The following is a 20,516-nucleotide window of genomic DNA, read 5'->3' on the forward strand; positions in this document are numbered from 1 at the left end:
TCAGCCGACGAGGTTATTTGGCATTTGACAAGTGCACGCTGTTGAGTTCTCAAGGATCGGACGCACCCAGCCCTGCAGGTCCCCCTGCAGCCCTCCGGGGCATTCGCACCACGACTCGTCACCCTCTTGCGAGGATCTTCGTCGGGGTTTGTGTCGCCTACTTGGGATGGGAGCCTCTCGGCTCAACCTCACCGCTTGGCGGCGACAGATGAAACATTACGCCGATGCGGCGGGTGGGGCAAACCGGCGCATCATCCCGGGCGTGTCGCCCGCCGCGCGGGCCGTCGGCGACGGGCCTGCGCAGGGCGGCGTCGCCGAGCCCGCCGCGGCCCGGTGTCAACCCCCGCGCCTGGGGACCATCGGCTTCCTAGCATGGCCGCGTCCGATCACGAGAGGAGCGATCATGGCCGACAACCCCGCCCCCATCGAGCTGCAGAAGTACCTCGGCGGCGTCGACTACCCGGCGCGCAAGGAGGATCTCGTCGCCCGCGCGCGGGAGAACGGCGCCCCCGACGATCTCGTCTCGGCGCTCGAATCGGCCGGCGAGGACTCGTTCGACTCCCCCGCCGCCGTCAGCAGCGCCGTCTCGGGCGGCTGAGTGGCCTCGCGCCGCGCGGCCGGCGCGTGGGCCACGCCCGCCGCGCCGGCCGCACCTTTCGTCGACGTCCTGATCCCCACCGCGGGCCGCGTGGCCGAGCTCGCCGTCACCCTCGCGGGCCTCGCGGCGCAGGACGATCCGCCGTTCCGCGTGATCGTGAGCGATCAGTCGGACGACGAGGCCCCCTCGCACGCCGCCGTGGCCGCGATGCGGCGCGTGCTGCAGGCACAGGGCCGCGAGCGTCAGCTCGCGGCCGCGCCGCCGCTCCGCCGGCGTCACCGCCAGCGTCGGCTCGGGGCCCACGGACGGCGCCCCGGCGAGCGCGACCGTCTCGAGCCGGCGCACCACCTCGTGCTGGTAGTACACGTACGGCAGCGTGCGCTCGAGCGGCGCGGCGTCCGGCGGCGCGGTGCCCACGGTGTGCCGCGCGCCGAGCGCGAGGAGGAAGGGGTTCGAGTACCGCCCGCCGCCGTGCATCTGGCAGGCGAGGTCGAAGCCCTCGGCCCGCATCCGTCGCATGAACGCGCCCGTGGCGCGCGGGTCGTCCTCATGCTCGCCCCCGTGCACCCCCCTGGTCTTCGGCAGCACCTCCACGCGCGCGACCGGGCCCGGCCGGCCGCGCAGCAGCGCGGCGTGCATCGGCGTGCCCAGCAGCACGATCTCGGCCTCCGGGTACGCCTCGGCCAGCGCATCCAGCGCCGGCAGGGCGAACAGCAGGTCACCCAGACCGCCGCCGCGCAGCACGGCGATCTTCAGCACCTCGTCGAATCGGCCGTCGGCCGGCGGCGCCTCGGCGGGCATCCGCGTCGTCCTCACTCGCGCTCCCCTGTCGCGGTCGGTCTGTGTCCTCTGCCGATCTGTTCCCCGCGGCGCCCGCGCGCAAACGTTCCGAAGCGGTCCTCGCGCCGGCAAGAGATCGCGGCGCAGACGTGTAGGGGGCGGGCGGATCGGGTACGGGAGTGGGCATGAGGGACTTCAGCGGGATCGTCCGCCACGTCGGCGCCGCGGCGCCACGGGTGCTCGTGGTGGGCGACGTCATCCTGGACCGCTGGCTGCGCGGCGGGGTCCGGCGGCTCAGCCGCGAGGCGCCCGTGCCGGTGGTGCAGGAGGCCGAGCAGGTGGACTGCCCCGGCGGGGCGGGCAACACGGCGGCCAATCTCGCCGCCCTCGGGGCGCGCGTGCGCGTCGTGGCCGAGGTCGGCGACGATGCGGAGGGCGCGGCCCTGCGGGATCGGCTCGCGGCGGCGGGCGTCGACACGGCCGGGCTCCTCGTCGACGGCGGCCGGCCGACGGCGTGCAGGACGCGCGTGGTCGGCGACGACCAGATCCTTGTGCGCGTGGACCGCGCCCGCCCGGCGCGGGCGGACACCGACCGGCTGCTGGCCGCGATCGCGCCCGAGCCCGACGAGACGCTCGTCGTCTGCGACTACGACGGCGGGCTGCTGGGAGACGAGCTCGCGCGGCGGCTGGCCGAGCGGCGCCCGCGGGCCCGGATCGTCGTCGACGCGCACGACATCGCGCGCTGGGCCCCGCTGCGGCCCGATCTCGTCACCCCCAACGCGGCTGAGGCGGCGGTGCTGCTGGGGCGGGCCCTGCCCGAGGGCCGGCGCGCGCCGAGGACGTGGCCGCCGCGGCGACCGAGGTGCTCGACGCGGCGGGCGCCGAGCGCGCGATCGTGACGCTGGATCGCGACGGCACCGTGCTGCTCGAGCGCGGGGCCGGCGGGACCGGGGCGGCGACGCACCGCACCCGCGCGCGCCCCGCGCCCGAGCACCAGGCCGCGGGGGCGGGCGACACGTTCGTGGCGGCCGCGGCCGTCGCGCTGGCCGTGGGCGCCGCGCCCGCCGAGGCCGCCGACTTCGCCCAGCGGGCCGCCGACGTGGTCGTCTCGCGCCCCGGCACCGCCGTGTGCGCGCTGGCGGACGTGCACACGCCCGCCACCGGGGTGCCGGGCACGCTCGACCACGACGCCCTGCGCGCCGCCCTCGCGCGCGAGCGAGAGCGCGGCCGCACCGTGGTCTTCACGAACGGCTGCTTCGACCTGCTGCACCTGGGCCACACCGCGCATCTGCGGCAGGCCAAGGAGCTCGGCGACGTGCTCGTCGTGGCGCTCAACGACGACGCGTCGGTGCGCCGACTCAAGGGACCCGGCCGCCCGGTCACCCCCGTGGAGGACCGGGCGCGCGTGCTCGAGGCGCTCGAGAGCGTGGACTACGTCACCGTCTTCCGCGAGGACTCACCCTCGGCGCTGCTGGCCGACCTGCGGCCCGACATCTACGCGAAGGGCGGCGACTACGTGCCCGAGATGCTCGAGGAGACCGCCGTCGTGCGGGCGTACGGGGGAACGGTGCGGATCCTCGACTTCATCCCCGCGCACTCCACGAGCGAGATCGTCACCCGCATCGCCCAGCGCGCGCCGCTGCGCTGATCCGCCCTCCGGATCCGCCCCGCTATCCTTGCGACCGTGAGCGACTCGGTCCCCACCGTCCCCGTCGTCATGTGCACGTGGCGTCGCCCGGAGTACTTCCCCCGCACGCTGCGCGCGCTCGAGGCGCAGACGGGGGTCCGCGTCGAGCTGCACGTGTGGAACAACAATCCGGCCATCGCGGGCGAGCTGGAGCGCGCGGCGGAGGCGAGCCCGCTGACCGTGCGGTTCCACCACCACGACGAGAACATCGGCGGCTTCGGCCGCTTCCACCTGGCGCGCGAGCTCGCGCCCGCCCACCCCTACGTCGTGTTCGTCGACGACGATCAGCTGTTCGGCCCGCGGGCGATCGCCACGCTGCACGCCGAGGCGCGGCCCCGCAGCGCGAGCGGCTGGTGGGCCTACCGCTTCCCTCTGCCGCCGCACTACTGGCTGCGCCTGCCGGTGCGCCGCGGGCACCGGGCGCAGTACCTCGGCACGTGCGGCATGATCATCGACACCGCGGTGTTCCTCGACGAGCGGCTGTTCGCGTGCCCCGATCGCTTCCGCTTCGTCGAGGACGTCTGGCTCAGCTACGTCGCCGCGCACCTGAACGGCTGGACGCTGCGCCGCTCGCGCGCGACGTTCCTGTTCATCCCCGACACCCGCAACCAGTTCGCCGGGCTCATCCGCGAGAAGTACGAGTTCCTGCGCTACCTCCACGCCCGCGGCTGGCTGCGCCGCGGGTGAGGGCGCCGCGCCCGAGGGCGCGCGCGACTCAGAGCCCGAGTCGCTCCAGGAAGCCGTTGCGGAAGACGCCCCGCGGATCCATCCGCTCGCGCAGCGCGCGGAAGTCCTGCCAGCGCGGGTAGCGGCGGGCGATGTCGGCCGGATCCGTGCCGAAGATCTTGCCCCAGTGCGGTCGCGCGTCGAACGGAACCAGCGCGCCCTCGACCGCCGCCACGGCGCGCCGGGCCGCGGCCTCGTCGCTGCGCCACGTGAAGTGCAGCGCCACGGAATCGCGCCCGCCCGACGGGCTCAGCCACAGGTCGTCGCCCGCCACCGTGCGCACCTCGCACACGTGCAGCGCGGGCGCGACCGTCGGGGCGATGCCGCGCAGCGCCTCGATCGCGGCGACCGCCTGCTCGCGCGCCACGAGGTACTCGCTCTGCAGCTCGTCGCCGGCCGAGGGCGTGAACTCGAGGCGGAAGTGCGGCAGGCGCTCGAACCAGGCGCCGGGCACGCCGCCCTGGGTACTGCACGCCGCGGCGTCGGCGCCCGGGACGGGGTGGCGGGGCCCGTCGGCGGGCACGGCTCCCACCGCCGCCGGCACCTCGCCGTCGAGCGGCGCGAGGCCGCCCGAGGGCACGCGCCGCTTCACCCACAGCTGCTGCGCGACGTCCGGATCGGCCCACGTGGTGAACACGCTCACGCTGTCGCCCAGCGCGGTGACCTCGTCGAGGCGCGCCAGGACGTCGTCCCAACGGGGCCCGTCGAACACCTGCTGCGCCACATCGTACGCCGGCTCGGTGTCGAGCTCGAGGCTCGTGACGACGCCGAGCGCGCCGAGCGACACGACGGCGCCGGGGAAGTCGGCATCACCGCGGCGCAGCTCGACGAGCTCGCCGTCGGCCGTCACGAGGGTGAGCGCCCGCACCGCCGCGGACAGGCTGCGCAGGCCGTTCCCCGACCCGTGCGTGCCCGTGGCCACCGATCCGGCGATCGAGATGTGCGGCAGCGAGGCGAGGTTCGCCAGCGCCCGGCCGCGCGCGTGCAGCACGGGCGCGACGTCGCCGTACCGCAGGCCCGCCGACACGCGCACCCCGCCGTCGAGCGGCTCGATCTCACGGGGCATGCCCTCCAGCGACACCTGCACCCCGTCGGTGTCGGCGATGTCGTTGAAGGAGTGGCGCGTGCCCACGACGCGCACGCGCTCGGATCCCGCGAGCGCGTCGCGCAGCTCGTCGAGCGAACCCGGGCGCAGCACCCGCCGCGCCCGGTACGCGATGTTGCCCGCCCAGTTGGCGCCGGCATCCGCCATGCTCACAGCCCCTCCGCGATGTGGTGGTAGACCTGGTTCCACTTCAGCTCGTTGTGGAAGCCGGCCGTCGTCGTGTGCTCGTCGATGACGAGCAGCTCGATGCCCGCCATCTGCGCGAAGTCGCGGAACGCGTCGACGCCCACCGCGGTCGTCATGACGGTGTGGTGGGCGGCGCCGGCGGCCATCCAGCACGCGGCGCTCGTGGGCAGATCCGGCTGCGGGTGCCACACGGCCCGGCCGACGGGGAGCTTGGGCAGATCGGGCGCCTCGACGTTCTCGACGACGTTGGCCGTGAGGCGGAAGCGCGTGCGCATGTCGCTGAGGGCGACGACGAGCGCGGGGCCCGGGTCGGCCGTGAACACGAGGCGCACGGGATCGTCCTTGCCTCCGATGCCGAGGGGATGGATCTCCGCCCTCGGCCGCGTCGTCGTCAGCGACGGCGACACCTCGAGCATGTGGGCGCCGAGGATGAGCTCCTCGCCCGGCGTGAGGTCGTAGGTGTAGTCCTCCATGAGGCTCGCGCCGCCCGGCAGGCCGGCGCCCATGACGGCGGCGACGCGCACGAGCACGGCGGTCTTCCAGTCGCCCTCCGCGCCGAATCCGTAGCCCTCGGCCATGAGCCGCTGCACGGCGATGCCCGGCAGCTGCTTCAGCGCGCCGAGGTCCTCGAAGCTGTCGGTGAAGGCGTCGAAGCCGCCCTCCGTGAGGAACGCCCGCAGGCCGGCCTCGATGGCCGCCGCGTCGCGCAGCGACTGGTGGCGCGCGCCACCGGGCTTCAGCTCGTCGGCCACGTCGTACAGCCGCTCGTACTCGGCCACGAGCGCGTCGATCTCGGCGTCGGTGGCGGCCTCGACGCGCGCGACGAGCTCGTTCACGCCCCACGTGTTCACCTGCACGCCCAGGCGGATCTCGGCCTCGGTCTTGTCGCCCTCCGTGACGGCGACGAAGCGCATGTTGTCGCCGAAGCGCGCCACCTTCATGCCGCGGGCGGCGGCGAGGCCCGCCGCGGCGCGGATCCACGTGGCCACCTCGCCCGCGACGCGCTCGTCGCTGACGTGCCCGACCACCGTCTTGCGGGCCACACCGAGGCGGCTCTGGATGTACCCGAACTCGCGGTCGCCGTGGGCGGCCTGGTTCAGATTCATGAAGTCGAAGTCGATCGTGTCCCACGGCAGGGCCACGTTCGCCTGCGTGTGCAGGTGCAGCAGCGGCTTGCGCAGCTCCTCGAGCCCCGCGATCCACATCTTCGCGGGGCTGAACGTGTGCATCCAGGCCACGACGCCCAGCACGGCGTCGTCGGCGTTCGCCTCGAGCATGGCGCGGCGGATGGCGGCCGAATCGGTGAGGACGGGCTTCCAGACGATGCGCGCGGGCACGACCTCGTGCGCGTCGAGCACGGTCGCCACCTCGCGCGACTGCTCGGCGACCTGGCGGAGGGTCTCCTCCCCGTACAGTCCCTGGCTCCCCGTGAGGAACCAGACCTCCTTGTCGGCATAGGGCTTCGTCATGCGATTCTCCTTCGTGTGCCCGGCGCCTCAGCGCTGGCCGTAGACGTTCTGGTAGCGATCGAAGAGCGAGTCGACGATCTGCGGCGGGAGGGCGATCGGGTCACCCAGCTGGCGCGAGATGTGCACGGTCCGCGCCACCTCCTCGAGGAGGACGGCCGCCTTCACCGCCTCCTTCGCATCCCCGCCGATCGTGAAGGGGCCGTGGTTGCGCATGAGCACGGCCTTGGAGCGGTGGCCCGAGAGCGTCTCGACGATGCCGCGGCCGATCGAGTCGTCGCCGATGACGGCGAACGGCCCGACGGGGATCGCCCCGCCGAACTCGTCGCCCATCATCGTGAGCACGCACGGGATCTCCTCGCCGCGCGCGGCCCACGCCGTCGCGTACGTCGAGTGCGTGTGCACGACGCCGTTCACCTCCGGCATGTGGGCGTACACGTAGGCGTGCGCGGCCGTGTCGGACGACGGGCTGCGGTCGCCTTCGACGAGCTCGCCGTCGAGGTCGGTGACCACCATGGCGTCGGCGTCGAGCTCGTCGTACGACACCCCCGACGGCTTGATGACGAGCAGATCGGGGGCGCCGCCCACGCCCTTGACCCGCTCGGAGACGTTGCCGGCCGTCCAGACGACCAGCTCCCAGCGGATGAGCTCGGCGTGCAGCCGCGCCACCCTCTCCTTCGCGGCGTCGACCGCGGCGCGCATCCCTGCGGGCACCTCGTTCACGGCGGGCATGTGCTCTCCCTTCAGCGGATGGCCTCGGCGGCGGCGCGCTCGGCGGAAAGGCCCGCCTCCCAGCGCGACAGGAACGCCTCGTGGTCGGTGCGGTCCGCCTCGGTCGGCTCCACCCGCACGGCGTCGATCTCGCCGAACACGCGGGCGGCGAGCCACTCGGACAGCGGCGGCACCTCGCCGCGGCGGGCCTCGGCGGCGTACCGCGCGAGCAGCGCCATGCCCCACGCGCCGCCCTCGCCCGCGGTGTCCGAGACGGCCACCGGCGCGCCCAGCGCGGCGGCGAGCAGCCGCTGCGCGGCGCCCTTCGTGCGGAACATGCCGCCGTGCGCGCTGATCTCGTCGATCCGCACGCCCTCGCCGGCCAGCGTGCGCATGCCCATGCTCAGGGTCGCGAACGCGCCGCGCACCTGGGCGCGCATGAGGCCGGCCAGCGTCAGGCGCGATTCGGGGGTGCGCACGATCATGGGGCGGCCCTCGTCGAGCCCGGCGATCGGCTCGCCCGAGAGGTGGTTGTAGGCGAGGATGCCGTCGTCCGCGCCGGCATCGAGGGCGCCGCCCAGCAGCGCGCCGAACACCTCGTCTCGCGTGGCGGACGAGCCGACGCGGCCGGCGAACTCGTGGAAGACGCCCGCCCACTCGCCCAGCTCGCTGACGCCGTTGTTGCAGTGCACCATGGCCACGGCCTCGCCCGAGGGCGTCGCGACAAGGTCGATGTCGGCGTGGCGGCCCGCCAGGGGCCGCTCGAGCACGACCATCGCGAAGATGCTCGTCCCCACGCTCACGTTGCCCGTGCGCGGGGCGACGGCATTCGTCGCGACCATGCCGGTGCCCGCGTCGCCCTCGGGCGGCGCGGCGACGGCGCCGGGGCGCAGCACGCCGGTGGCGTCCAGCAACGCGGCGCCCTCGGCCGTGAGCGCGCCGGCCGGCTCCCCCGCGCGGCGCACGGGCGGCAGCACGCTGCCCAGCCGCAGGTGCGGCGCGCCCGCGTCGGCGAGCAGCGCGTCGGCCGTGCGCATCCGCTCCGCGTCGTAGTCGCCCGTCGCGGGATCGACGGGGAACATGCCCGAGGCGTCGCCGATGCCGAGCACCCGCTCGCCCGTGAGCAGCTCGTGCACGTGGCCCGCGAGGGTCGTGATGTGCGCGATGCGCCCCACGTGCTCCTCACCGTCCAGCACCGCCTGGTTCAGGTGGGCGATCGACCAGCGCAGCGGGATGTTCACATCGAGCGCGTCGGAGAGGGCCGCGGCCGCCCGCGTCGTGTTGACGTTGCGCCAGGTGCGGAACGGGACGAGCAGCTCGCCGTCGGCGTCGAACGCGAGGTAGCCGTGCATCATGGCCGACACGCCCACGGCCGCGAGCCGCTCGAGACGCTCGCCGTGCTCCCGCTCGACCTCCGCCGCGAGCGCCGCGTACGCGGACCGGAGACCGGCGCGCGCGTCGTCGAGCCGGTAGGTCCACAGGCCGTCGGCCAGCTCGTTGTCCCACGCGTGGTGGCCCGAGGCGAGCATGCGGCCGTCGGCATCGACGAGACACGCCTTGATGCGGGTGGATCCGAGCTCGATGCCGAGCGAGGCGCGTCCCTCCCGGATGGCCTCGCGCGCCGATGTGATGGTTCGCTGCGTCATCGCTCGCTTCCCGTCGTCGTCTGCATCCGTCGCCGATGCCGGCCCCCGGACATGTTAGCGCTCACACACGCCGCGCGGAACCCGCACCCGGCGGCGGCGCCGTGCTGCCGCGGACGATCAGCTCCGGCGCCACGGCGCCGCGGCCGTCCTCCCCGCCCGCGATGGCCCGCACCACCTCGTCGGCGAGCCGCTCGAACGGCTGCCGCACCGTGGTGAGCGGCGGCAGGAGGTGCGCGGATCCGTCGATGTCGTCGAAGCCCACGACGGACGCGTCGTCCGGCACGCGCAGCCCGGCCTCGGCGAGCGCGTGGACCACGCCGATGGCGAGGTAGTCGTTGGCGCAGAAGACCGCCGTGACCGCGCCGTCGCGCACCTCGTCGGCCAGGCGCACGCCGACCGCGTGCCCGTGCCGCGCGCTCCATCCCCCGGCGCGCAGGATGCGCGGCGGCGCTCCGGCCGAGCGCATGGCGTCGGCGTACCCGCCCGCGCGCTCGATCGCGTCGAACCAGTCGTCCTCGCCCTGCACGTGGGCGATGCGCTCGTGGCCCCGCTCGCGCAGGTGCCGCGTGGCCGCCGCCGCGCCCGCGCGCTGGTCGATGGACACGTACCGCGCCGCGCCGGCCCCGGGCGCGTCGCCGCGCGCGGCCACCACGACGACGGGCACGGGCAGCGCGATCCCGTCGATCAGGAGCGCGATGTCCCGCGTCGGCGCGATCACGACCACGCCGTCGACGCCCTGATCCATGAGCCGATCGAGCACGCGGGCCGCGCCCTCGGAGTCGGGCGCGGCGAGCGAGGCGAGCGACACGAAGAAGCCGGATGCGCGCGCGGCGCGCTCGATCGCGAGGACCGCGCTGGCGATGCCGAACTGCGTGGTGCCCGCCGTCATGACGCCCAGCACGCCGGTGCGCGCGGTCACGAGCGCCCGCGCGGCCTGATTGCGGCGGTAGCCGAGCGTCTCGATCGCCGCGAGCACCCGCTCGCGCGTGTCCTGCCGCACGTACGCATGACCGTTCAGCACGCGCGAGACCGTCTGATGCGACACGCCGGCGGCGGCCGCGACATCGCTCATCGACGGCGGCCGGGTGCGGGGCATGCGCCTCAGCGTAGCCACGGCGCCGCACCGTACGCGAGGATGGACCCCGGGGCCGCGCAGGGCAGCCGGCGCCGGAAGGGATCGACGTGAGCGAGAATCCGATCGACGTGCTGGAGAACGATCACTGGCGCGTGGGCATCCTGCCCGGGACGGGCGGATCCGTGGCCTTCGGACAGGTGCGGCACGAGGGCCGATGGCGCGACGTGCTCCGCCCCACGCCCGAGCCGGGCGCCGCCGCCGCCTCGGCGACGGCCAGCTATCCGCTGATCCCGTGGTCCAATCGCGTGGCCGGCGGCCTGTTCTCGTTCGCGGGCGTGACGTGGGAGCTGGACCGCAACGAGAAGGACCGCAACGCCCTGCACGGCGTGGCCATGAACCACCCGTGGCGGGTGCTCGAGCGCACGCCGGAGCTCCTGCGTCTCGGCTTCGACTCGGAGGGGGTGCCCCCGCAGAAGTGGCCGTGGCGCTTCTCGTCCGAGCTCACCTACGAGCTGCGCGGCGACCGGCTCGTCGTCGACACGCTGCTGCGCAACGAGGCCGAGGAGCCCGTGCCGGCCGGCTTCGGCCACCACCCGTACTTCGTGCGCCGCATGGACGGCGACGCCGAGGAGGTGCGCGTGCGCATCCCCGCCGCCGAGATGTTCGAGCTCGTCGAGTGCATCCCGCACGACGCCCCCGTCCCCGTCGAGCCCCGCGTCGACTTCCGCGAGCTGCGCACCCTCGGCGACGTGCACATCGACGACGACCTCACCGGCCTCTCCGACGACGGCGCGTCGCTGATCCGGTACGAGGCGCTGGACATCGTGCACGAGGCCGACCCGCTGTACACGCAGCGGATCCTCTTCGCACCGCCGAACAAGGACTTCTTCGCGCTCGAGCCCGCGACGAACGCCAACGACGGCTTCAACCTGTTCGACCGCGGCATCGCCGGCAACGGCGTGTTCACGCTGGCGCCGGGCGAATCGGCCTCGGCCGCCTGGTCGCTCACCGTCGTCCCGCGCTGACCGGTTCGCCAGAAGCAGCTCACCTCACCCGAGGGGGTCGGCCAGGAGGGGCTCGAACGCGGCCTCGGCGGCGCCGATGAGCAGGCGGTCGGCGCCGAGCGCGGCGGCGCGGATCTCGACGCGCTCGGCGGGCGCCGCGAGCGCCTGCGCCCGCACCGCCGCGACCAGGCCCTCCGGATCGTGCGCGCGCAGGATGGCGAGGAACCCGCCCAGCACGATCACCGAGGGGTTCAGCACGTTGACGGCGTTCGCGAGCGTCGCCGCGAGGACCCGCCGCTGCCGCGCGATCTCGGCCGCCACGGCGGGATCTGCCGACGCGGCGAGCGCGCGGGCGAGTGCCTCGTCGTCGGCGACGCCGAGGCCGGCCGCGTCGAGCAGCCTCGCCCTGTTCACCTCGTCCTCCAGGACGCCGCGAGGCACCCGGCGGTCCGCGGCCTCCGTGATGCTCGGGCGGCTCTGGCCCCACTCCCCCGCGTAGCCGTCCGCGCCGCCCATCGCGACGCCCTGCATCACGACGCCGCCGCCGATGCCGGACGGGCCTCCGTTCAGGTAGACGACGTCGCCGTGGTCGCGCGCGGCGCCGAACAGCCGCTCGGCGCGCGCGCCCAGTGACGCGTCGTTGCCGACGGCGACCGGCAGCCCCGTGGCGTCCTCGATCCGTCCCGCGACGTCGGCCTCCCGCCATCCGAGGTGGGGCGCGAGCCGGACCATCCCGTCCGCCGCGCGGACGAGACCGGGCACGGCCACGCCGATCCCCACGATCCGCGCGCCGCGCAGCGCCCCGGCGCGCCATCCGCTCACGATCCGGGCGACGGCCGCCGCCACCTCGTCGACGCCCGCGGGTCCGCCGGCCTCCTCGCGGACGCGCTCGCGCACCCGACCGCCGAGTGCGACCGCGCCGACCTCGAGCGCGTCGACCTCGGGGTTGACGGCGATCGCGACGACGTCGTCGCTCGGGGCCACGATGGGCGAGGGCCGACCCACCCGCCGGGTCGGGTCCGGATCCCGCTCCTCGACGAGGCCGGCGCCGGCGAGCGCCGTGACGAGGTCGGAGACCGTGGAGCGGTTCAGCCCCGTCTCGGCGGTGAGCATCGCGCGGGAGCGGGCACCCTCGTGGTGCACGAGCCGCAGCACCTCGCCGAGATTGGCGCGGCGCACGCCCTCCAGACTCATCGCGCGCTCGACCATCCGCCACCTCGTCCCGCCGGGTTTGTTGTCCCCGCCACGATATCGGCAGGCGGGACGGGCCCCGCGACGGCACGGCCGGGGCGGCGACGGCGCGGCCCGACCCCCGCCTCGGGCAAGCGGGGGTCGGGCCGCGGGCGGGTCAGCGCACGGTCACCGTCACCGTGCGCGGGTCGTCCGGGCCCACGGCGTGCACGTCGCCCGTGAGCACGACGGTTGCTCGCGTCGTCGCCTCGCCCGGCACGTCCCTGGCGGCCTGCGCCCGCGCGTTCGCGATGACGCCGCCTGTGGACTCCTGCGCCTGCGCGGCCCGCGGCGACGCCTCGGCGTGCGAGCCGACCCACACCTCCACCTCGCCGGGCTCCACGACGCGTCGCAGGTCGCGACCCGTGAGGGCGAAGCGCTGGGCCGGCACGTCGAAGGCCACGCGGCGCGACTGGCCCGGCTCCAGCGCCACGCGGGCGTAGCCGAGCAGCTGCGCGACGGGGCGGGTGACGGAGGCGGCGACGTCGCGCCCGTACAGCTGCACGACGTCGACCCCGGCGCGCTCGCCCGTGTTCGACACCGTCACGGCCGCCGCGAAGCGCCCGTCCGTCGCCGCCGACGCGTCGACGTCGAGGTCGGTGTACGAGAAGGTCGTGTACCCCAGGCCGAATCCGAACGGCCGCACGGGCGTCGAGTCGGTGGAGGTGACGTCCGAGGGACCGCCGAGCACCGGGCGCAGGTAGCCGTAGGGCTGGGCACCCGCGGAGCGCGGCAGGCTCAGCGGCAGCCGCCCGGAGGGGCTCTGCTCGCCGGTCAGGATCGACGCGATCGCCCGCCCGCCCTCCTCGCCGGGGAAGAACGACTGCAGCACCGCGGCGGGCCGGGCGCCCGCGGGCGCGTCGAGCGCCCACGCCAGGTCGTACGGGCGCCCCGTCAGCAGCACGACGACGACGGGTGTGCCCGTGGCGGCCACGCGCTCCACGAGCTCGCGCTGCACGCCCGGCAGATCGAGCGATTCCACGTCGTTGCCCTCGCCCACGGTGCCCCGGCCGAACAGGCCGGCCTGGTCGCCCACGACGACGACCGCGACATCGGCGGCCGACGCCGCGGCCACGGCCTCCTCGAAGCCTTCCCGACCGTCGCCCTCGACCTCGCAGCCGCGCGCGTAGACGACCTCCGCATCGGGCAGCGCCTCCTCGAGCGCCTCGCGCACGGTGGGGATCTCGATGCCGATCTCGTACTCGGGGTGGTGCGCGAGCACGTGGTTGGCGAAGGAGTAGCAGCCCTGCAGGGCGTCGGCGCGGTCGGCGTTCGGCCCGAGCACCGCCACGCGCCGCGCGTCGGCGGCCAGCGGCAGCACGCCGTCGTTCGCGAGCAGCACGACCGACTCGGCCGCCAGCCGGCGCGCGATGTCGCGGTGACGGGGCCCGTCGAGCGCGACCGACGCGGGCGGCTCGTCCTCGAACGCGTCGGCGTCGAGCAGTCCCAGCTCCTCCTTCTGCGACAGCACGCGCAGCACCGCGCGGTCGAGGTACGACTCGTCCAGCAGCCCGGAGCGCACGCGCTCCAGCAGCGGGGCCAGGTAGGCGTCGCCCGTGGGCAGCTCCACGTCGATGCCGGCGCGCAGGGCGAGCTCGCCCGCCTCGCCGCGGTCGGCGGCCACGCCGTGCATCACCTCGAGGAAGCCGACGGAGAAGTAGTCGGCCACGACCACGCCGTCGAAGCCGAGCTCGTCACGCAGCAGCGTCGTGAGCAGGGCGGGATCGGAGGCGACGGGCACGCCGTCGATCTCGGCGTAGCTGTTCATGACCGACCGCACCCCGCCGTCGCGGATGGCCATCTCGAACGGCGGGAGGAAGACGTCGGCCACCTCGCGGGGGCCGGCGTGCACGGGCGCGTGATTGCGCCCCGCCTGCGAGCCCGAGTAGCCGAGGAAGTGCTTCAGCGTGGCGTGCACGCCCGCGCCCTGCAGGCCCCGCACGTACGCCGTGCCGATCGTCCCGACGACGTACGGATCCTCCGCGATGCACTCGTCGACCCGCCCCCAGCGGGGGTCGCGGATGACGTCGAGCACGGGAGCCAGGCCCTGGTGGATGCCCAGCTCGCGCATCGACGCGCCGACGGCCTCGCCCATCTCGGCCACGAGCTCCGGGTCGAACGACGCCCCCCAGGCCAGGGGCGTGGGGAAGGTGGCGGCCTTCCACGCCGCGAGCCCCGTGAGGCACTCCTCGTGCACGATGGCGGGGATGCCCAGGCGCGTCTCGCGCTTGAGCCGCCGCTGCTCGCGCCACAGCCACGCCGCCCGCTCCTCCGGCTCGACGGGCCGGGTGCCGTAGACGCGCGTGTAGTGCCCGATGCCGTCGCGCGTGATGTCGGCCAGCGAGCGGCCGTCCTTCGCCGTGCTCATCTCGTCGGCCATCGGCGCGACGACCTCGCCGCCCTGGTCGATCCAGTACCCGACGAGCTGTGCGGCCTTCTCCTCCAGCGTCATGCGCGAGAGCAGCTCGCGCACGCGCTCGGAGGCGTCGCCCCGGTGCGCGGCGGTGGCGGTGAGCGTGGCGTCGGTCACGTCGTTCTCCTTCTTCTGCGCCGCGAGCGCGGGCGCCTCGGTCGTCTGCGCGGGCGTGACCGGCGTCATCCCTTCACCGCCCCGGTGAGGCCGCCCACGATGCGGCGCTCGAACAGGCTGAAGAAGATGAGCGCCGGCAGCATCGACAGCGAGGTGTAGGCGAGCACGCGGGCCGTGTCGACGGAGTACTGCGACGAGAAGTTCTGCACGCCCAGCGGCAGCGTGTACAGCGAGCTGTCGGTGAGGATGAACAGCGGCAGCATGTAGCCGTTCCACGAGCCCACGAACGCGAGGATCCCCACGGTGATCACGCCGGGCAGGCTCAGCGGGATCACCATGCGCCAGAAGAAGCCGAGGCGTCCGGTGCCGTCGATCGAGGCCGCCTCCTCGAGCTCCTTCGGGATCGCCCTCAGGAACGGCACGAGGATGATGATGGTCGTCGGCAGCGCGAACGCGATCTGCGGCAGGATGACGCCGCCCAGGCTGTTCACCAGCCCGAGGTTCCGCACGAGCAGGTACAGCGGCGTGATCGCCACCGTGATGGGGAACATCAGCCCCGCGGCGAACAGGGAGTACATGACGCCCTTGCCGCCGAAGTCGTAGCGGGCGATGACGTAGCTCGCCATCACGCCGAGCGCCACGGCGCCGGCGGTCGTGCCGAGTGCGACGAGGGTGGAGTTCCACGTGGCCGACCAGAACTCGCTGCCCGCGAGCACGTCGCCGTAGTTCGCGAGCTGCCAGGGCGCCGGCCAGCCCGACGGGTCCTGGGTGATCTGGGCGTTGGTGCGGAAGCCGCCGATGATGATGTACAGCACCGGCGTGATGCAGATGCTGATGAGGATGACCGCCAGCAGGTACACCCAGGGGCTGCCCCACTTCTCCTTCGGCGCGCGGGGGCGCCTGTTGCGGCCGATCGCCTGGATCGCCACCGAGGTCGCGGTCATCGCTCGGCCCTCCCGTCCGTGATGGCTCCCGCCGTGTCGCGCCGCAACACGAAGCGCTGGTACACGAGGGCGACGGTGAGCGAGATGAGGAACAGCATCACCGCGACGGCGTTTCCGAAGCCGTAGTTCCCGGCGAGGTGGCCGTTCTGGTACATGTACGTGGCCATGGTGGACGTGCCGGCGGTGGCCGCCACGTACTGGCCCCAGATGATGTTGACGAGGTCGAACAGCTGCAGCGAGCCGATGATCGACAGGAACGCCCAGATGCGGATCGTCGGGCCGAGCAGCGGCAGCGTGATGCTCCACTGCGTCTTCCAGAACCCGGCTCCGTCGATCGCGGCCGCCTCGTACAGCTCCTCCGGGATCGACTGCATGCCCGCAAGCATGAGGATCACCGCGAAGCCGATGTACTTCCACGAGATGATGAGCATCAGGGTCCAGATGGCCACATCGGGATCCGCGATCCACGACTGCCGGAGCCACTCGAGGCCGAGCTTGCCGAGCAGCGAGTTGACGGCGCCGTTGTCCTGCATCATCAGGCTCCAGCCCGTGCCGACGACGACCTCGGAGATGACGTAGGGCACGAAGATGAGCACGCGGATGAGCGAGCGGCCCTTCATCTTCTGGTTCATCAGAAGGGCGAACAGGATCGCGAGCGGGCCCTGCAGCAGCAGCGACAGGAACACGATCGCGAAGTTGTGGCCGACCGCGGCGCGGAAGGTCTCGTCCTCCCAGATGAGGACGTAGTTGCGCAGCCCCACGAACTCGGTGGGCCAGCCGAAGCCGTTCCACTTGAAGAAGCCGTAGAACGCGGCCATCACCACCGGGAAGATGACGAAGGCGACGAAGACGATGAGCGCCGGTCCCGAGAGGAGCGCGATCTCGCCGCGCTTGCGCCAGTCGGCCCGCGGCTTCCGCCTGCCGGTCACCGGGGCGGGCGCGGTGCCCGCCCCGGTGTCGGCGATCCTCTCAGGCACGGGCGCGGAGCGCAGTGCCTGGGTGTCGGTCATGGTCCGCGATCAGCCTCGCTCGGACGCCGTGACGACGCCGTCGACGAGCGACTGCGCGTCGCCCTGACCGGCCAGCATGTCGACGACGCCCGTGTTCAGCGCGTTGCCCACGTTCTGGCCCAGCGCCGTGTCGAGCCACAGGGTGACGTACGCGGCCTCGCCGTACGCCTCCATGAGCGGCTGCAGCGACGGGTCGGTCACGGCGCCGAGCGCCTCGGACGACGCGGGGATCGTCTGGTACGCCTCGGCGTACTTCTCCTGCCACTCCTTGCCCGAGATGAAGTTCAGGAACTCCTCGCACGCCGACGGCGAGTCGACCGAGCACGAGTAGCCGTCGACGCCGCCCATCATGGCGGTCGGGTCGCCGTCTCCGCCGTCCACGGCGGGGAACGGGAACCAGCCGAGGTCGGGTAGCGGCTGCTCGTCCGGGGTCAGGCTGGCGATGACGCCCACGTTCCAGGCGCCCATGAGCTCCATGCCCGCCTGGTGGTTGGCGATGAGGCCGGCCGACGAGTTCGCGCCCTCCTGCGGGTCGGTGGTGAGGAAGCCCTCGTGGAACGGCTCGGTCCCGGCGAACTCCTCGAGGTTCTGCGCGGCCTCGAGCCAGCAGCCGTCCGTGAAGTCGGGGTTGGTCGTGAGGTTCGAGATGACGTCCTCGCTGCACGCGCGCAGCGCGAAGAAGTAGTACCAGTGCGCGGCGGGCCAGGCGGCCTTGCCGCCCAGCGCGATCGGCTGGATGCCCGCGGCCTTGAGCTTGTCGACGGCCTCGCCGAGCTCGTCGATGGTCGTCGGCGTCTCGGTGATGCCGGCCTGCGCGAACAGGTCCTTGCTGTAGAAGATGCCGCCGGGCAGCACCGCGGTCGGCACCGCGTAGATCTTGTCCTCCAGCGTGAAGGCGTTGAAGGACCCCTCGCCGAGCGCCTCCCTCACGTCGTCGTCGATCGCACCGGTGAGGTCCTTGACCTGCCCCGCCGCCACGATGTCGGCGAGCTTGCCGCCGCCGCGCTGCAGGAAGATGTCGGGCATGTCGCCCGAGTTGACGGCCGTCTGCAGCTTGCCGTCCAGGTCCTCGTTCTGCACCGAGGTCACGTTGATCGTGACGCCGGGGTTCTCCTCGGCGAACGCCGCGGCCGCCTCCTCCCAGAACTCCTTGCCGGGGCCCGTGGTCGAGTTGTGCCACATCGTCATCTCGACGCTGCCGTCGTCGCCGCCGCCGGTGTCGCCACCGGCACAGCCGGACAGCCCGAGCGCCCCCACGGCCACGACCGCCGCCGCGGCGGTCCATGCCTTCCGAACGTTCATGCGCAGGTCTCCTCTTCGTTGAGTGATCGACGCACCCGCTCGACGCTGTTGTCGAGTCCTCCAGGCGTGTCGCGTCCACTGTGACATCGGTCGCGCAACGTGTCAATCGTTGTCGATAACGTTTTCGCTCTCCGTAGAGATCGATCCCCGACGCGGCGTGAATATGCCGCGGGGCGGCGCCGCGACGCCGTCCGATGGGGCTACCGTGAGGGATCATGACGGCGAACGCACTCGACCCGCGGCCCGGCCGACGGATCACGATCACGGATGTCGCGCGCGCGGCGGGGGTCTCGGTCGCCACGGTCTCGAAGGTCATCAACGGCCGCGACGGCATCGCCGACGCCACGAGCAAGCGCGTGCTCGGCATCGTGCGCGACCTCGGCTACGAGAGCTCGCTCGTCGCCACCTCGATGCGGCGCCGCCGCACGCAGGTCGTCGGCGTGCTCGTCGCCGAGTTCGAGCCCTTCGCCGTGCAGCTGCTGCGCGGCGTCTCGACGGCGCTGCAGGGCACCGAGTACGACATCCTCGCGTACGCCGGAAGCGTGTCGGCGGGCGAGCACACCGGCTGGGAGCGGCGGTCGCTGTCGCGCCTGGGCGGCACCCTCATCGACGGCGCGATCATCGTCACCCCCACCGTGGCGCTGCCGGAGACGGACATGCCCGTCGTCGCGATCGATCCGCACACGGGCCCCATGGGCCCGGCGACCGTCGACACCGACAACCTGGGCGGTGCCCGCGCCGCGACCGAGCACCTCGTCTCGCTGGGACACCGCCGCATCGCGCACCTGCGAGGCCGCGCAGACCTCGAGTCCGCGCAGCTGCGCGAGCGCGGCTACCGCGAGGCGCTCGAGGGCGCGGGGCTGCCGTTCGACCCGGCCCTCGTCGCCGACGGCGGCTACCGCGCCGCCGACTCGACCGCCGCCGCGGCCGCACTGCTCGACCTGCCCGAGCCGCCCACGGCGATCTTCGCCGCGAACGACCTCTCCGCGATCGAGGCCATGCGCGTCGCCGCCGAGCGCGGGCTGCGCATCCCCGAGGACCTCTCGGTCGTCGGCTTCGACGACATCCCGGAGGCCGTCGCGTCCACGCCGGCCCTCACCACCGTGCGCCAGTCGCTGCACGCGATGGGTGCGGCCGCCGTGCGCATGCTGCTGGGGATCTTCGACGGCCGCGACGGCGAGCACATCCGCATGCCCGCCGAGCTCGTCGTGCGCGGATCGACCTCCCGCCCACCGCGGTAGCCCCCACCGACACCGACACCGAGGAGCTGACATGGACGTCATCCCCCACCGCACCGGCAGCGCCGAGATCGTGCTCACCACCGGCGGCGGCGCGCCGCTCGCCCACCACGAGGTGACCGTCGAGCAGACGCGACACGCGTTCGGCTTCGGCAACATCGGCTTCGACCTCATCCCGCACGCGTGCGGCGAGGAGGACGCGTCGCGGCTGGCCGAGGACTGGCTCGGCCTGTTCGACACGGCCACGCTGCCGTTCTACTGGGGGCGCTTCGAGCCCGAGCGCGGGCGGCCCGACACGGCGCGCCTGCTCACCGCCGCGCGCTGGTTCGCCGAGCGCGGCGTGCGCCTGAAGGGCCACCCGCTCGTGTGGCACACCGTGAAGGCGCCGTGGCTCGATCCGCTCCCCTCCGACGAGGCCGAGCGGCTGCTGCGCGAGCGCGTGGCGCGGGAGGTCGCGGACTTCACGGGCATGATCGACGCGTGGGACGCCATCAACGAGGTGGCGATCATGCCGGTCTTCGAGAACGAGCCCGACGGCGTGCCCAACGCCGTCTCGCGCCTGGCGCGCCAGCTCGGCCGCACCGGCATCGTCCGGCTCGCGTTCGAGACGGCGCGCGCGGCGAACCCCTCGGCGACGCTGCTCATCAACGACTTCGACCTCTCGGAGCGGTACGAGCGCGTCATCGAGGACGCGCTCGAGACGGGCGTGCGGATCGACGCCATCGGCCTCCAGACGCACATGCACCAGGGGTACCGCGGCGAGGAGTGGCTGCTCGCGAAGGCCGATCGCTTCGCGCGCTTCGGGCTGCCGCTGCACTTCACCGAGGTGAGCCTCGTCTCCGGCCGGCTGATGCCGCCGGAGATCGACGACCTCAACGACTACGTCGTCGACGAGTGGCCGTCGACGCCCGAGGGCGAACAGCGGCAGGCCGACGAGCTGGAGCGGATGTACCGCGCCCTCGTCGCGCATCCCGCCGTCGCGGCGATCACGTACTGGGGCATCTCGGACGCCGGCGCGTGGCTCGGCGCGCCGATCGGGCTGCTGCGCGCCGACGGCAGCCGCAAGCCGTCGTACGACCGGCTGCACGCCCTCATCCGCGGCGAGTGGTGGCTCGCGCCCACCCCGCTCCGCACGGACGGCGACGGCCGCGTGCGCGTGGAGGGCTGGCGCGGCCGCTATCGCGTCGCCGCCGGTGCGGCGAGCGCGGAGTTCGAGCTCAGCGGGAGCGCCGACGGGCCGGTGCCCGTGCAGCTCTGAGCCGCGTCATCCCCGCGCCG

Annotated in this window: 18 protein-coding genes; 8 read left to right on the forward strand and 10 right to left on the reverse strand. The window is 73.7% G+C overall.

What is annotated here, in order from left to right; all coding sequences use genetic code 11:
- Positions 1-403: 403 nt before the first annotated feature.
- Genes ACWDR7_RS09850 through ACWDR7_RS09870 form a run of 5 tightly spaced genes read left to right on the forward strand, consistent with a single transcriptional unit; the run spans position 404 to position 3,752 of the window.
- Complete coding sequence (locus ACWDR7_RS09850) at positions 404-598, forward strand: DUF2795 domain-containing protein (protein ID WP_449854742.1); 195 nt, start codon at positions 404-406, stop codon at positions 596-598.
- Positions 599-1,567, forward strand: a complete 969-nt coding sequence (locus tag ACWDR7_RS09855) for a glycosyltransferase family A protein (protein ID WP_449854743.1) — start codon at positions 599-601, stop codon at positions 1,565-1,567.
- Positions 1,564-2,277, forward strand: coding sequence for a bifunctional heptose 7-phosphate kinase/heptose 1-phosphate adenyltransferase (locus ACWDR7_RS09860; protein ID WP_449854744.1), 714 nt, complete (start codon positions 1,564-1,566; stop codon positions 2,275-2,277). Before ACWDR7_RS09855 ends, ACWDR7_RS09860 begins: the two co-directional genes overlap by 4 nt.
- Complete coding sequence (gene rfaE2 / locus ACWDR7_RS09865) at positions 2,220-3,026, forward strand: D-glycero-beta-D-manno-heptose 1-phosphate adenylyltransferase (RefSeq protein ID WP_449854745.1); 807 nt, start codon at positions 2,220-2,222, stop codon at positions 3,024-3,026. Before ACWDR7_RS09860 ends, rfaE2 begins: the two co-directional genes overlap by 58 nt.
- 36 nt (positions 3,027-3,062) lie before the next feature.
- Positions 3,063-3,752, forward strand: a complete 690-nt coding sequence (locus tag ACWDR7_RS09870) for a glycosyltransferase family 2 protein (RefSeq protein ID WP_449854746.1) — start codon at positions 3,063-3,065, stop codon at positions 3,750-3,752.
- A gap of 28 nt (positions 3,753-3,780) precedes the next feature.
- Here ACWDR7_RS09870 and ACWDR7_RS09875 read toward each other — a convergent pair whose 3' ends face one another.
- The 5 genes from ACWDR7_RS09875 to ACWDR7_RS09895 all read right to left on the reverse strand — a co-directional run bounded on the left by ACWDR7_RS09875 (position 3,781) and on the right by ACWDR7_RS09895 (position 10,001).
- Positions 3,781-5,043, reverse strand: coding sequence for a D-arabinono-1,4-lactone oxidase (locus ACWDR7_RS09875; protein WP_449854747.1), 1,263 nt, complete (start codon positions 5,041-5,043; stop codon positions 3,781-3,783).
- Between the two features lie 2 nt (positions 5,044-5,045).
- Positions 5,046-6,551 carry an L-arabinose isomerase gene (araA, locus tag ACWDR7_RS09880; protein WP_449854748.1) on the reverse strand — a complete coding sequence of 502 codons (1,506 nt, stop codon included), beginning with the start codon at positions 6,549-6,551 and terminating at the stop codon, positions 5,046-5,048.
- A 27-nt stretch (positions 6,552-6,578) separates the two neighbouring features.
- On the reverse strand, positions 6,579-7,280 hold the full coding sequence (locus ACWDR7_RS09885; protein ID WP_449854749.1) for an L-ribulose-5-phosphate 4-epimerase: 702 nt from the start codon (positions 7,278-7,280) through the stop codon (positions 6,579-6,581).
- 11 nt (positions 7,281-7,291) lie between these two features.
- Complete coding sequence (locus tag ACWDR7_RS09890; protein WP_449854750.1) at positions 7,292-8,905, reverse strand: FGGY-family carbohydrate kinase; 1,614 nt, start codon at positions 8,903-8,905, stop codon at positions 7,292-7,294.
- A 61-nt stretch (positions 8,906-8,966) separates the two neighbouring features.
- Entirely contained in the window at positions 8,967-10,001 is a 1,035-nt protein-coding gene (locus ACWDR7_RS09895) for a LacI family DNA-binding transcriptional regulator (RefSeq protein WP_449854751.1), read from the reverse strand.
- Between the two features lie 86 nt (positions 10,002-10,087).
- Between ACWDR7_RS09895 and ACWDR7_RS09900 the strand changes: the two genes are divergently transcribed.
- On the forward strand, positions 10,088-11,005 hold the full coding sequence (locus tag ACWDR7_RS09900) for an aldose epimerase family protein (protein WP_449854752.1): 918 nt from the start codon (positions 10,088-10,090) through the stop codon (positions 11,003-11,005).
- Between the two features lie 24 nt (positions 11,006-11,029).
- Here ACWDR7_RS09900 and ACWDR7_RS09905 read toward each other — a convergent pair whose 3' ends face one another.
- The 5 genes from ACWDR7_RS09905 to ACWDR7_RS09925 all read right to left on the reverse strand — a co-directional run bounded on the left by ACWDR7_RS09905 (position 11,030) and on the right by ACWDR7_RS09925 (position 18,000).
- Positions 11,030-12,193, reverse strand: a complete 1,164-nt coding sequence (locus tag ACWDR7_RS09905; protein ID WP_449854753.1) for an ROK family transcriptional regulator — start codon at positions 12,191-12,193, stop codon at positions 11,030-11,032.
- 139 nt (positions 12,194-12,332) lie between these two features.
- Positions 12,333-14,666, reverse strand: coding sequence for a beta-xylosidase/alpha-l-arabinosidase (locus tag ACWDR7_RS09910; RefSeq protein ID WP_449854771.1), 2,334 nt, complete (start codon positions 14,664-14,666; stop codon positions 12,333-12,335).
- A gap of 143 nt (positions 14,667-14,809) precedes the next feature.
- The gene (locus ACWDR7_RS09915) at positions 14,810-15,688 is read right to left on the reverse strand and encodes a carbohydrate ABC transporter permease (RefSeq protein ID WP_449854754.1); all 879 of its coding nucleotides are present in this window, start codon (positions 15,686-15,688) and stop codon (positions 14,810-14,812) included.
- Entirely contained in the window at positions 15,685-16,698 is a 1,014-nt protein-coding gene (locus tag ACWDR7_RS09920) for a carbohydrate ABC transporter permease (protein WP_449854755.1), read from the reverse strand. The genes ACWDR7_RS09915 and ACWDR7_RS09920 overlap by 4 nt, the downstream gene beginning before the upstream one ends.
- Positions 16,699-16,707: 9 nt before the next feature.
- A complete protein-coding gene (locus ACWDR7_RS09925; RefSeq protein WP_449854756.1) occupies positions 16,708-18,000 on the reverse strand; it encodes an extracellular solute-binding protein in 1,293 nt (430 codons plus the stop codon).
- A 215-nt stretch (positions 18,001-18,215) separates the two neighbouring features.
- Between ACWDR7_RS09925 and ACWDR7_RS09930 the strand changes: the two genes are divergently transcribed.
- Positions 18,216-19,241, forward strand: a complete 1,026-nt coding sequence (locus tag ACWDR7_RS09930) for a LacI family DNA-binding transcriptional regulator (RefSeq protein WP_449854757.1) — start codon at positions 18,216-18,218, stop codon at positions 19,239-19,241.
- A 31-nt stretch (positions 19,242-19,272) separates the two neighbouring features.
- Entirely contained in the window at positions 19,273-20,496 is a 1,224-nt protein-coding gene (locus tag ACWDR7_RS09935) for an endo-1,4-beta-xylanase (protein WP_449854758.1), read from the forward strand.
- The last annotated feature ends 20 nt before the right edge of the window (positions 20,497-20,516 follow it).

The sequence above is a fragment of the Microbacterium sp. NPDC003461 genome (genome assembly GCF_053588335.1).